At 66.9% G+C, this 12,619-nt stretch carries 10 protein-coding genes and 1 pseudogene; 6 read left to right on the top strand and 5 right to left on the bottom strand.

What is annotated here, in order from left to right; all coding sequences use genetic code 11:
- Nucleotides 1–164 precede the first annotated feature (164 nt).
- Together C489_RS12620 and C489_RS12615 are read left to right on the top strand one after the other, a co-directional pair.
- Nucleotides 165–1,732, top strand: a pseudogene (locus C489_RS12620) (ABC1 kinase family protein).
- A 76-nt stretch (nt 1,733–1,808) separates the two neighbouring features.
- Complete coding sequence (locus tag C489_RS12615) at nt 1,809–2,447, top strand: metal-dependent hydrolase (RefSeq protein ID WP_006431672.1); 639 nt, start codon at nt 1,809–1,811, stop codon at nt 2,445–2,447.
- Between the two features lie 39 nt (nt 2,448–2,486).
- Here C489_RS12615 and C489_RS12610 read toward each other — a convergent pair whose 3' ends face one another.
- Nucleotides 2,487–3,248: a competence/damage-inducible protein A gene (locus C489_RS12610; protein WP_006431671.1), complete on the bottom strand. Its 762-nt coding sequence runs from the start codon at nt 3,246–3,248 to the stop codon at nt 2,487–2,489.
- Between the two features lie 356 nt (nt 3,249–3,604).
- Between C489_RS12610 and C489_RS12605 the strand changes: the two genes are divergently transcribed.
- The 4 genes from C489_RS12605 to C489_RS12590 all read left to right on the top strand — a co-directional run bounded on the left by C489_RS12605 (nt 3,605) and on the right by C489_RS12590 (nt 8,160).
- A complete protein-coding gene (locus C489_RS12605) occupies nt 3,605–4,954 on the top strand; it encodes a hemolysin family protein (protein WP_006431670.1) in 1,350 nt (449 codons plus the stop codon).
- 186 nt (nt 4,955–5,140) lie between these two features.
- Nucleotides 5,141–6,106 carry a hypothetical protein gene (locus C489_RS12600; RefSeq protein WP_006431669.1) on the top strand — a complete coding sequence of 322 codons (966 nt, stop codon included), beginning with the start codon at nt 5,141–5,143 and terminating at the stop codon, nt 6,104–6,106.
- Nucleotides 6,107–6,287: 181 nt separating this feature from the next.
- Nucleotides 6,288–7,802, top strand: a complete 1,515-nt coding sequence (locus tag C489_RS12595; RefSeq protein WP_006431668.1) for a replication factor C large subunit — start codon at nt 6,288–6,290, stop codon at nt 7,800–7,802.
- Nucleotides 7,803–7,959: 157 nt separating this feature from the next.
- Nucleotides 7,960–8,160: a hypothetical protein gene (locus C489_RS12590; RefSeq protein ID WP_049890828.1), complete on the top strand. Its 201-nt coding sequence runs from the start codon at nt 7,960–7,962 to the stop codon at nt 8,158–8,160.
- A gap of 12 nt (nt 8,161–8,172) precedes the next feature.
- Here the strand turns inward: C489_RS12590 and bioD are convergent, their stop codons facing one another.
- From bioD to bioB, 4 genes are all read right to left on the bottom strand, one after another.
- The gene (gene bioD / locus C489_RS12585; RefSeq protein ID WP_006431666.1) at nt 8,173–8,925 is read right to left on the bottom strand and encodes a dethiobiotin synthase; all 753 of its coding nucleotides are present in this window, start codon (nt 8,923–8,925) and stop codon (nt 8,173–8,175) included.
- The gene (locus tag C489_RS12580; RefSeq protein ID WP_006431665.1) at nt 8,922–10,145 is read right to left on the bottom strand and encodes an aminotransferase class I/II-fold pyridoxal phosphate-dependent enzyme; all 1,224 of its coding nucleotides are present in this window, start codon (nt 10,143–10,145) and stop codon (nt 8,922–8,924) included. The genes bioD and C489_RS12580 overlap by 4 nt, the downstream gene beginning before the upstream one ends.
- 169 nt (nt 10,146–10,314) lie before the next feature.
- Entirely contained in the window at nt 10,315–11,376 is a 1,062-nt protein-coding gene (locus C489_RS12575; protein WP_006431664.1) for a hypothetical protein, read from the bottom strand.
- Nucleotides 11,377–11,403: 27 nt separating this feature from the next.
- Nucleotides 11,404–12,510, bottom strand: coding sequence for a biotin synthase BioB (gene bioB / locus C489_RS12570; RefSeq protein ID WP_006431663.1), 1,107 nt, complete (start codon nt 12,508–12,510; stop codon nt 11,404–11,406).
- Between the last annotated feature and the right edge of the window lie 109 nt (nt 12,511–12,619).

Raw genomic sequence — 12,619 nt, 5'->3', positions numbered from 1 at the left:
AAGTAGCTACCGGAGACGACCGCGGCGGCCGACCGTTCGCGGCCTCGAGATCGGGACCGATCGACCGGCCGCACGATACCGGGAACGACCACGGACGTATTTGTGGCCGGTGTTCGAAGACCGGGTATGAACTGTCGACCGATTGACGCCCTGCCAACGAGCGAATGAGAGGGTACTATCTCCGCTACCTGCAGGTCCTCGTTCGGTTCCTCCCGCTCGCGGTCGCCGTTCTCCGGGACCGTCGGCGGTTCCTCCTGTTCGGATCACCGAGACGTGTCTCCGAGGACACTCACCGGAAGCGCGCCCGGCAGGTGACCGAAACGATGATCGACCTGGGGCCGGCATTTATCAAGATCGGACAGGTGCTGTCGACCCGCCCCGACCTCGTGCCGCCGATCTACGTCGAGGCGTTCGCGACGCTGCAAGACGAGATCCCCAAGACGCCGGCGGTGATCCGCTGACCGTCGTCGAAGCGGAACTCGGCGACGACATCGATCTCGAGACGCTCGAGCCGGTCGCCGGGGGGTCACTGGCGTTCGTCTACACCGTCGCGTACGAGGGTGAGCGGATCGCGCTGAAAGTTCGGCGACCGGGCCTCGAGCCGATGATCGAGCGGGACCTCCGCGTCGTCAGGGGGCTCGTCCCGCTGCTCCGGGCCGTCGCCGACGAGGACCAGCGCTACTCGATCGAGAACGTCGCCGACGACTTCGAGGCGATCGTCCTCGAGGAACTGGACTTCGCACGCGAGGCCGAGATCATGCGGACGATCGCGGACAACTTCGCCGACGACGACCGGGTCCGAATTCCGGCGACCTACGACGACCTCTGCTCCGAGCGGGTCGTCGCGATGGAGTACGTCGAGGGAACGAAGATCACCGACGAAGACGCGCTCGCAGAGGCCGGACGAGACCGGACCGAGATGGCCACGCTGATCGCTCGAACGTATCTGAAGATGGGGTTGGTTGACGGCGTGTTTCACGCCGATCCACACCCCGGCAACCTCGCGGTGACGGCGGACGGCCGACTCGTCGTCTACGACTACGGCATGAGTCGGCGACTCACGGAGCAGGAACAGACCGATATCACGAGGCTCTACCGACACCTCGTGCGCCGCGATATCGACGGCCTGCTGAACGCGCTGATCGCGCTCGAGGTATTGGACCGATCGGTCGACCGCGCCGCGGTCAAGCAGGTCCTCAAACTGGTGATCGAGAACCTCGAGGGGCGGTCGGAGATCACGTGGCGGCAGATCATTACCGAACTGTTCTCGACGCTCCAGGAGTTCCCGTTCCGGATCCCGCCGAACGTCATGTTGCTCGTCCGGGTCGGAACCGTCGGCGAGGGCGTCTGTCGGAGCCTCGATCCCGAGTTCGACTTCATCGCGGTCACGCGGTCGTTCCTCGTCGACCACGGGTTCATCGAGAGCGAGATCGACGCGCTGCTCGCCGACGTCCGGACCGATCTCCGCGAGTCGGCCCCCGTCCTGGCGCGGGCCCCGGCGCGGTTCGATTCCGTCTTCGGCCAACTTGAGCGCGGCGAACTCGTCGTCAAGACCGATCCGGTCGAACCGAGCGACGGTGGCGATCCGGCCGTCGGGTACGCCGTCCTCGCCGGCTCCCTGGTGCTCGCAAGCGCCGTCCTGACGTTCCACGCAGCGCCGCTCGAGGTCGGAAGCGCCGTGCTGGCGGTCGTCTTTCTCGGACAGTACGTTCGCCACCGGCAAACGGGGTAGCGACCCGTCGGCCACGACGCCGGTGTCGGCGACAGCGCCCCAACAATCAAGCCCCCGCGGTTCGAGTCGGCGGAACGTGCCATCGACCGTCGTCCACGTCGCGTTCGCAGGGTTGCTCGGGGTCGCATTGCTCGGCGACGAGTTCGACACCCGAGCGATTCTGGTCGTCATGGGCTGTGCCGCTCTCCTCGATCTGGATACGCTGATCGGCATCGTCGTTCTCGGCACCCACCGCGCGGCGTTGCACAACGTCTGGATCGTCCTCGTCCCCGCCGCAGTCCTGCTGTGGGACGGCACGGTCCGCGATCGCTCGAGCGTCGAAGAACGGTGGGGGACCTACGGCCGCCGCGTCGCGTGGACGGGGGTCGCGGCGGTGCTGTTCGCCCACATCCTGTTCGACGCCTTCTTCAACGGCGTCAATCTCTTCTGGCCGCTCCACGACCGGTTTTACGACCTGTCCGGTTCGTTGCTCGTGACCGATCAGCGCGGGCTCGTCCAGACCTTCGTCGAACTCGACGCCGGAGCCCTCGCCGAGTCGACGGCCCGCGGAACCACCGAAAACACCCACTACAGAACCGGGTTCGACCCCACCCGCGGCGAGCCGGCGACGGCCGTCGAGCGGATCTTCCCCATCGCGGCGACCGGCGAACGGTTCGTCCTCACCCTCGCCGGGTTCACTGCGGTCGTCGTCCGCATCGCCGAGGAGCGCTGGTGAACTGGCGATGCTCAGTATCGCCGCGGACGAGCGGATAGCTTACGCGGACGACTCGTCGCTCGAGGACGGCGGGTCCGTCGTCTCGACACGCTCGCGGAGCCACGCGATCGCGGCCTCGACCGTCTCGGGATCGGTGCTCGAGACGCGGATTCGGCCCGGCCGATTCTCGCTCCGGGGGTAGCTCCCGACGGCGACGTCAAACCGCTCGGTGACACCCTCGAGGACCTCGTGGAGCGATCCCTCGGGTGCTGGCGTGTACAGCGTTTCCGCGGTCGATGCCCCCTGGAACTCGTCGGCGACGGCCTCGAACATCGCCTGCATCTCGTCGGGGATGCCGGCGAAGACGTAGACGTTCTCGACGATGCAGCCGGGAGCCCACCCCTCGTCGGTGACGATCGGCGTCGCTCCCTCGGGGATCGAGGCCGCCGCGTCGATGTCGAGTTGGAGGTCGTACTCCTCGACCATCTCGGGGTTCTCGTCGCGGAACGCGGCCGCCTTCTCGACCAGTCGCTCCCGGATCTCGCCGTGGACGACGTGATCGCGCTCGAGACCGTCGGCGACGGCTTCGACGGTCACGTCGTCGGGCGTGCCGCCGATGCCGCCGGTGACGATCACGGCGTCGAACTCGTCGCGCCAGCGGGCGACGTAGTCCGCGATGAGTGCGCGGTCGTCGGGGATCGTCAGGATCCGCCCGACCGTGCCGCCGCGCTCGGTGATCCGCTCGGCCAGCCACGACGCGTTGGTGTTGGTCGTCGATCCCGCGAGTATCTCGTCGCCGACGGTGACGATCGCGACGTTCATAGTCGGCCTTGGACTCCCGGGCAGTTATCGGCTCTGGAACGCGCCGACCGTCGCGCCCGGACTCGTCTCTCTTTCTCGGCTGACCTCGAGGGACAGCCCTGGCCGACTCGAGCGTGCCGATCGACGCCGCCGCTTGCCGATCGCCAGCGCCACGGTTTTGTAAGTCGTGTGCCAAGTGACGGTATGAACGTCGTCACCGGTAGCGGGCTCTGCAGCGCCGCTCGTCTCTCGAGTCGCGCCCGCCCGCTCGGATTCGGACTGGACGCGTCGATCCGTCGGTTGGAGAGTCAGTCACTGAACGGTACCGGTGCGGTGCCGGCAGTGCCGGATCGCGCGCGATCGGCAGGGTGGCGGCGATGGTAGACCTCGCCTTCTCCGTCGGACGGCTCCTCTTTGCCCTCTTGCTGGTCTTCCTGAACGGCTTCTTCGTCGCCGCGGAGTTCGCCTACGTTCGGATCCGACCGACCCAGATCGAGGAACTCGTCGCGGAGGGGCGGTCCTCGGCCAAACTGGTCCAGGAGGCAGAGGAAAACCTCGACGACTATCTCGCGACGACCCAACTGGGCATCACGCTCGCCTCGCTGGGACTCGGGTGGGTCGGCGAGCCCGCGATCGCCTCGCTGCTCGAGCCGGTACTGGGGCCGATCCTGCCGGCCGGAACGCTGCATCTCGTCTCGATCGCGATCGGGTTCAGCATCATCACGTTCCTCCACGTCGTCTTCGGGGAACTCGCGCCGAAGACGCTGGCCATCGCCGACGCCGAGCGGATCGCCCTGCTGGTCGCCGCGCCGATGAAGTTCTTCTATTACATCTTCATCCCGGGAATCATCGTGTTCAACGGCACGGCGAACTTCTTTACGCGCCTGATCGGTGTCGCGCCGGCCTCCGAACGCGACGAGAGCCACAGCGAGGAGGAGATCCTGCGGATCGTCGCTCAGTCGGGCGAACAGGGCGCTGTCGACGCGGACGAGGTCGAGATGGTCGAAGCGGTGTTCGAACTCGGCGACACGGTCGCCCGCGAGGTGATGATCCCCCGGCCCGACGTCGTCACCGTCCGCGCGGATATGCCACTCTCGGAACTCCGCGGGGTTGCCGCCAGCGGGAACTACACCCGGTTCCCCGTGGTCGACGAGGAGGCCGACGAACCCGTCATCGGCTTCGTCCACGCCAAAGACGTGCTTCAGGCCATCGAAGCCGCTGATAGGGAGGGTGCGGACGCCGAACCGACCGCCCGCAACCTCGCTCGAGAGGCGCTCATCGTCCCCGAGACCCGCCGGATCGACGAGGTCCTCGCGGAGTTCCGCCGCCGGAACGTCCAGTTGGCCGTCGTCATCGACGAGTGGGGTGCCTTCGAGGGCATGCTGACCATCGAGGACGTTATCGAGGAGGTCGTCGGCGAGATCCAAGACGAGTTCGACGTCGCCGAGATGGAGCCCTCGGTCGACGAACTCCCCGACGGCAGCTATACCATGGACGGCGGCGTCCCGCTCGAGGACGTCAACCAACTCCTCGGAACGGAACTCGAGGGTGACGCGTTCGGTACCATCGGTGGCCTCGTGTTGAGCCGCCTCGGCCGCGCCCCCGAAGTCGGCGACGCGATCGAGGCCGACGGCTACGAGGTAACCGTCGAAGACGTTGAGGGAACGCGGGTCTCGAGCGTGACCGTAAGCGAGGTCGCCCCCGAGGCCGAGGAGTCGACCGACTGAGCCGCCGCGCAGGACGACACGACTCGCACCGAGGACGAGCGTTTCTCCGTGGAATATCATCTCGCGGGTCATTCCCGCTCAAGCCGACGGTCCACTACTGCGGACGGTCACTCACGAGACCATGACTGTAATCAGACATAACACATCTGCGACATCTTTATGCGGTGAGCTGTGCTTCCTCCGGCTATGCAACGACGGACCTTTATCGGCGTCTCGAGCGCCGGACTCGGCCTCGCGGGCTGTCTCAACGCGGAGTTTGACGATTCGGACGCCGAGGCCGAGCCGGAATCGGGGAACGAAACGGGCGAGACCACGGACGAGTCGTTCAGTGACGCGAACTCCTTGACCAGCAATGGGTCCAAGTCGGAAGGCGATTCGAACGCCAACGAGTCCGAAGGAGGGTCCGACGACGCCGCGGAAGACGACGACACCGACACCGAGAGCGGGAACTCGGAGCAGACCGTCTCGTTTCCGTCCTGTACCCGGGCGGAGCTCACGGGGACGTTCGAAGCCGGCGATGTCGCCTTCGCGAGTACGGGCTTCTACGACGACGGACTGTACGGTAACACCATGCTCGAGGACGGGTTCGTCTTCGGCGAGGACGTCGACGCGCCGTTTTCGGGAACGGTGGTATTCGAAATCGGCAGCGACGCCGCCGTACGCGAGGGCGACGGCGAAATCACCGTCGAGATCCCAGCGTACGGTAGTGACGGCACCGTCATTTCCGGACTCGCAACCGAGGAGATGGATTATCGGACGGGCGGCACCACACACGGAAACCCGAACGCACAGGAGTGTCTGAGCGAGATCGAACCCGACGAGACCGGTGACGGAAGCGACGGCGGGACCGCGACGTTTTCGGTGACGGCCCTCGAGACCACTACCCCGGTCGACGCCGGCGACTTCCTCGAGGTGAGCGCGACGGTCGAGAACACCGGCGGAGCCGCCGGCACGCAGGACCTCGCGTTGATCGTCGGCCACAGCGCGGAGCGGGTCGAAGAGCACTCCGTGACCCTCGAGGCCGGAGAGCAGACGGGCCTCACGACGGGGTACAGAACGCCGCCGGTCGACGCCGATCAGGAGTTCCCAATCCGCATCGAATCGGACGACGATGCGGCCGAGCGCACCGTACTCGTTTACGGGACGAACTGAGGTCATGTCGCTTCTGGGATCGCGTCTCGGAGCGTTTCTGGCCGGTTCCGCGATCGCCGTTCGATCCCTGCCTCGAGCGACGATGCGTACGCGGAGACGACGCCTCGTCTCGACCTGAAGACCGTCGGCGAGGAGTAGTGCTCCGCAACCACTAAACGCGACTCACGCCTATCAGTAGCCAATGACTGACTGGACCGAGAAGTACCGCCCGACGACGCTGTCGGAGGTGCGCGGAAACAACAAGGCCCGCGACAAACTCGAGGAGTGGGCCGAGAGCTGGGACGAGCACCGGAAGTCGGTGATCGTCCACGGCAGTCCCGGCATCGGGAAGACCTCCGCCGCCCACGCGCTGGCCGCGGACATGGGCTGGCCGGTCATGGAGTTAAACGCCAGCGACAGCCGCGGGGCCGACGTCATCGAGAAGGTCGCCGGGGAGGCCGCAAAGAGCGGCACGCTCACCGGCGGCGAGGCGGGCCGCCGGCTCGTCATCTTGGACGAGGCGGACAACTTCCACGGCAACGCCGACTACGGCGGCTCGCGGGAGGTCACCCGCGTCGTCAAGGACGCGAACCAGCCGATCGTCCTCGTGGCAAACGAGTTCTACGACATGAGCAAGTCGCTGCGCAACTCCTGTGAGACGATCGAGTTCCGCGACGTCTCGAAGCGGTCGATCGTTCCCGTCCTGCGAGACATCTGCCGCCGCGAGGGCGTCGAGTTCGAGGAGGACGCACTCGAGAAGATCGCCGAATCGACGAGCGGCGACCTACGTTCGGCGGTCAACGACCTGCAGGCCGTCGCCGAGGAGACCGAACGCTTGACCGTCGACGACGTGGTGACTGGTCAACGTGATACCACAGAGGGCATCTTCGATTTCCTCGACGAACTCATCAAGGAGAAAGACGCCGAAGGGGCGCTGCGGGCCTCCTACGATGTCGACGAGACGCCAGACGACCTACTCAACTGGATCGAAGACAACGTCCCGAAAGACTACCAGGGGGCGGAACTCGCCGACGCCTACGGGTTCCTCGCGAACGCCGACCGCTGGCTGGGTCGGGTGCGGGCGACCCAGGACTACTCCTACTGGCGCTACGCGACGGACAACATGACCGCCGGCGTCGCCGCCTCGAGACGGGGCGATAAGGGCGGCTGGACTCGCTACGGCCCGCCGAGCTACTGGTCGAAACTCGGCCGGACCAAGGGGACTCGGAACACCCGCGATTCGATCGCCGAGCGCATCGCCGAACGGGAGGGGACGAGCGTCGCGACGGCACGGCGTGAACTCATGCCGTTCCTCTCGGCGATGACCCACCACTGCAAGAACCGCGACCTGACCGTCCGGATGGCCGCGGCGTACGACCTCGACGAGTCGGAGGTCTCTTTCGTCACCGGCAGCGGTAAAGACACCAACAAGGTCCAGTCGATCGTCGAGGATGCCGCGGAACGCAAAGCCGAGGAAGCGGTCGAACACTCGGGCAACGCCTTCTTCGAGGCCGAGGGCTCGAGCAAGGACGACGCGGACGCCGCCGAAACGGGGGCCGACGGGAACGCTGACGGCGACGCCGCCGGCGACTCGAGCGGCCAACAGGCGCTTGCAGGGACGGCGGCCGAGGACGGAAGCGACGGCGAGCGGTCGGGCGACGCGCCCGCAGCCGAGGACCCGGACGAGGACCAGTCGGGGTTAGACGATTTCTTCTGAGCCTCCCGAGGTCGCCGTTCGCCGACGCCGCTGGGTGGATGCCGGGGACGTGACGGAGATTGCTAACTTCGATTCGTTTCCATCGAACATATCAATTCATCGACTGACGACACTATTACGTCGATGAACGGTGTGCCATCTCGTGGTGACCGACCGAATGACAGACTCCCGTAGCTGCCCGCTTTGTACCGAGTCGTACGACGACCGGAACGACCTTCGCGTCCACCTCGAGGTCGAACACCGGAAATCCGAGGTCGTCGCCCGACTGGTCGAACTCGACGCGGCGGTGACCGATCTGTCGTCCGAACACGAACGGGCGGCGGCCGACGACGAGCTCCCGGCACCGTCGGCCGACTGACCGCGACACACTTTAGAGACCGGCTACCGGAAGCGACGCCAGAAATTCAGCGGAGAGCGCACCGCTGACGCCGGCAGCGAGGGGACGCGGGTCGGGTTCTTCGGCAGGCATATCGTCGTCTACCGGCGGGACCGTCTCGACGGGATAGCCAGTCATCCGCTCGAGTTCGTCGGGGTTGGTCCGTTCGGCCACCGTCTCGCCGGCGTACTCGTTGACGAGGATCCCGCAGATATCGATCCCGCGGGCCTCGAGCGCGTCGACCGAGAGCGCGGTGTGATTGAGCGTGCCCAGCCCCGAGCGCGTGACGACGACCGCCGCGGCCTCGAGGTCGGCGACGAGGTCGATGACCTCGCGGTCGCCGGCCAGCGGCACCCGGAGGCCGCCGATTCCCTCGACGATCGGGACCGGTGTCGCCTCGATTTCGCGCTCGCAAGCCTCGCGGATCGTCTCGTACGAGAGGTCCTCGCCCGCGACCTCGGCGGCGACGCGGGGTGCGAGCGCCGGCTCGAGATAGCGCGGGCAGGTCGCGGCCGTGGGATCGTCACAGGCCGCGGCGACGAATCCGGCATCACCGACGAGCGACGCTCGTCGAGCCGACGACTGTAAGTCGTCGACGTCGTCGGGCGGGTGGCCGGTCTGGGCCGGTTTGATCGCCCGCGCGTCGTGGCCGGCCTCGCGGAGCAGTCGCGTGAGTCCGGCCGTCACGACCGTCTTGCCGACGCCCGTTCCGGTGCCGACGACGGCGATTGGTCGGGTCCCGGTCACAGTAGCCCCACTTCCTCGCCCGCGGCGCGGAACGCCTCAAGGCAGTCGATGATGTCGTTCTCGTCGTGGGTCGCTATCGGAGCGACGCGGAGCCGGCTGGTCCCTTCGGGTACCGTCGGCGGCCGGATCGCCGGCGCGACGACGTCGCGCTCCCGAATGCCGTCGGCGAGGGCCATCGCGTCTTCCCGGTCGCCGACGACCAGCGGGAGGATTTGGGAGTCGCCCCAGACGTCGAACCCCATGGTCTCGAGGCCGTCGCGGAGGTGGGCGACGTTCTCCCAGAGGCGCTCTCGAGCGTCGCCGTGTCGGGCGACGTGGAGTGCTTCGCTCGCGGCCGCGGCGGCCGGCGGCGCGAGGCCAGTCGAGAAGACGAAGGAGCGCGCGTCGTTTACCATGCACTCGATTAGATCCGCGCTGCCGGCAACGTAGCCGCCCTGACTCGCCAGCGCCTTCGAGAGCGTTCCCATTTGGATCTGGATCCTGTCCTCGAGCCCCTCGGCCTGCACGACGCCGCCGCCGTCCGCGTAGAGGCCCGTCGCGTGGGCCTCGTCGACCATCACCCACGCGCCAACGGCCTCGGCGGCGTCGCAGATTTCCTCGAGCGGCGCGACGGTGCCGTCCATGCTGAATACCGAGTCGGTGACGATCAGCCACGACTCGTCGGTCGGGTCTCGGCCCGCCCGCGCGGCTGCGTCGGCCCGCTCCTCGAGGGCCGATCGCAGGCTCGCGGCGTCGCAGTGGTCGTAGACGACGGTGTCGGCGTCCGCGAGCCGGCAGCCGTCGACGATGCTCGCGTGATTCAACTCGTCGGAGAAGACGACGTCCGGCTCGAGGGCGGTGATCGTCCCGACGTTCGCGGCGTAGCCCGAGGAGAAGGTCAGCGCGCGCTCGGTCCCCTTGACCTCGGCGAGCAGTCGCTCGAGGTCTCGGTGGACCATCGTGTCGCCGGTGACGAGCCGGCTCGCTCCGGCCCCGGTGCCGACGGTCGCGGCGGCCTGTCGGGCCGCGTCCTGAATTCGCTGATCGTCCGTCAGCCCGAGGTAGTTGTTCGAGGCGAAGACGAGCGCCTCCGCCGACTCGAGGACGGGTAGCTCACCGCCCGAGGGCTCGGCGAAGTAGCCCCGCTCCGCAACTCGGTCGACGGGCGAGAGGGCACGTTTCAAGTCGTGGTCCTTGAGGGTGTCGAGTCGTCCCTCGAGGTCGAACCCGCGGTCGGCCATTCGGGTAAGGGAACTCAACGCCACGGTTTGACTCTCACGGTTCTAATCGGTCGATTGGTTCGACTCGACACGGCCGGAGCAGCCGGCTCGGGACGGTTGAGTCGCTGTGGCGGCTGGAGTATCGGTATCATATGTGCTCGAGAGTAGTCGGAAAATGCCGGGCCGACGCTCAGAAGCCGGGCAGCAGGTCCACCGGGCCGAAGACGCCGTACTCGCCGGCGCGGTTCCGCCGGACACCGGTCTCGAGATAGCCAAGCGCGGGGCCGTTGACGTTCGCCTCCATGCTCGTCTCGTCGCCGAGTTCGAACGTGTTCGTCGCCGTCTCGCCGTCGAAGGTCCGGCCGGTCACACGGACCGTGGTCGTCGTCGGTTTCTCGTCGTTGCGAACGTCGAGGATCCCGCCGACCGTGACATCTTCGGCGTCGCAGACGCCCGCCCGCTCGAGGAGAACGTCGTCGGCGTGTTCCATATCCTCGAACTCGATGACACCGTCGTGGTCGTCGATGATCGACTCGATCTCGGCCTCGGAGAGGTCGCGGGCGGTCTCGATGTCGTACCCGGGGAGGTGCGCGATGTCCTCGCGGACGGTGCCACGGTTGTCCTCGTAGCCCGATTTGAGCCCGACGCCCCAGTGGATGTCGACATCGGTGACCTCGACGAACGACTGCGCGGCGAGTGCGGCCGCGCCGGTCAGCAGCCCGGGGGTCGCGCCCGCGCCGCAGATGAACGTGATCCCGGCTTCCTCGAAGTCCTCGCTGCGGTCGTCGAGCATGCTGATCACGCGCGAGCGCTTGAGCACGTCGACCAACACGCCCGCGTAGTCGCCATCGACGAAACGGTCGGCGGTCCGCGGGATGAAGTCGTGCTCGTAGTTCGGCAGGGCCAGTAGGACCGCGTCGATCCCGTCGCCGCGGTCGATGATCTCCTGAATCGGGTCCGCGCTCGGGCGGGCCTGACTCGAGGCGACGACGCCCCGCTGCTGGCCGTGTTGTTTGACGCCGCCTTCGGCGGCGGTCGTCCCGCCAGACCCACCGTCCGTCGCGACCTCGTTATCGATATTGCCCTCCGTCGCCGCCAGTAGCTCGTCCACGTCGAGGCCGTCGAAGTCGACGGCGACGCCGTGGCGGTCACACGCCGCGACGGGGGTCAGCGCGTCCTTGTGCTGGCTCACTTCGAGTGCTCGTCGGCCGATACCGCCGGTTCCGAGTACCGCAAACGTGATTTCGTCCATAGCTGTCGATGTGTTGAATCCGCCGTCTCAGTCGTCGCTCGGTTCCGCGCCCGTACTCACCGTTTCGTCGGTCGACGATTCCCCAGCCCCGTCGTGGCGGGCCTTAACCACCTCGGGATCGAACTCGTTGGTGTCCCGATTGGGCTCGAGGCCGGCCCGTTCGATGATCTCTAAGTCCTCGCCGGGCGATTGGCCCTCGGTTGTCAGATAGTCGCCGGTAAGGAGCCCGTCAGCGCCGGCCTCGAGCGGCAGGTGCTGCTCGTCGGGCTCGAGGTTGACTTCGCGGCCGCCGGTCAGGCGGACCCGCGACTCGGGGTGAAGCAGCTTGTACACCGCGACCGTCTTGACGATTTCCTCCGTGCTGATGTCGACCCCCTGCTCGGCCAGCGGCGTCCCCGCAACCGGGTTGAGGACGTTGACCGGCAGCGAGGAGATCCCGATGTCCTGCAGCGCGATCGCGGCCTCGACCCGATCTGTCGGCGTCTCGCCCATCCCGAGGATGACGCCCGCACAGAGGTCCATGCCGGCCTCCTTGGCGACCTCGAGGGTCCGGACCCGGTCTTCGAACCTGTGGCTCTCGACGATTTCGGGGAAGTAGTTCGGCGAGGTCTCGATGTTGTGATTGTAGTGGTTGATCCCCTCCTCGGCGAGGATCGCGGCCTCCTCCTCGGTCAAAATTCCGAGGGAGGCGTCGACCTCGAGATCGCACTCGTCGCGGACGAGGCGGATCGACTCGAGCACTTCCGCCCACTCGTCGGGTCGGCGCTCCTTCGAGACGCCCTTCTCGGCGACGACGATGCCGAAGCGCTGGGCACCGTCGCGTTCGGCGCGTTTCGCGGCCTCGAGGATTTTCTCGGGGCCGAGGAAGCCGTAGGTATCGATGCCGGTGTCGAAGTGAACCGACTGCGCGCAGAAGCCGCAATCTTCGGCGCAGTTGCCCGCCTTCGCGTTGACGATCGAGCAGGCGTCGACCGTACCGTCGCCGAAGCGATCGCGCACGGCCGCGCCGGCCTCGGCGAGCGCGTCGACCGGTTGGGCCAGCAGCGCGAGCCCGTCGGTGCGATCGAGTCGCTCGCCCGCCAGCACCCGCTCGAGCGCGTCGTCGACCGTCTCGTTGCCAATCTCGTAAACCATATCTCTAGAAGTGGTTAACGAGAATATAATGTTTTTGGATGGTCACCCCAGTGGACGGTTCTCGAGGACCGCCAGTACGCACAGCCGGTATCTGAAACTATCCGATACG

The organism is Natrinema versiforme JCM 10478 (genome assembly GCF_000337195.1).
GTDB classification, from domain to species: Archaea; Halobacteriota; Halobacteria; order Halobacteriales; family Natrialbaceae; genus Natrinema; species Natrinema versiforme.
Note: the sequence above shows the minus strand (reverse complement) of the source record. Positions and strands in the feature narration are given on the sequence as shown.

Coding starts and splice junctions, on each gene's coding strand:
- C489_RS12575 (WP_006431664.1), bottom strand. CDS start 11,376: ATGGACGAAATCACGTTTGCGGTACTCGGAACCGGCGGTATCGGCCGA.
- C489_RS12590 (WP_049890828.1), top strand. CDS start 7,960: ATGACAGACTCCCGTAGCTGCCCGCTTTGTACCGAGTCGTACGACGAC.
- C489_RS12605 (WP_006431670.1), top strand. CDS start 3,605: ATGGTAGACCTCGCCTTCTCCGTCGGACGGCTCCTCTTTGCCCTCTTG.
- C489_RS12610 (WP_006431671.1), bottom strand. CDS start 3,248: ATGAACGTCGCGATCGTCACCGTCGGCGACGAGATACTCGCGGGATCG.
- C489_RS12580 (WP_006431665.1), bottom strand. CDS start 10,145: ATGGCCGACCGCGGGTTCGACCTCGAGGGACGACTCGACACCCTCAAG.
- bioB (WP_006431663.1), bottom strand. CDS start 12,510: ATGGTTTACGAGATTGGCAACGAGACGGTCGACGACGCGCTCGAGCGG.
- C489_RS12600 (WP_006431669.1), top strand. CDS start 5,141: ATGCAACGACGGACCTTTATCGGCGTCTCGAGCGCCGGACTCGGCCTC.
- C489_RS12595 (WP_006431668.1), top strand. CDS start 6,288: ATGACTGACTGGACCGAGAAGTACCGCCCGACGACGCTGTCGGAGGTG.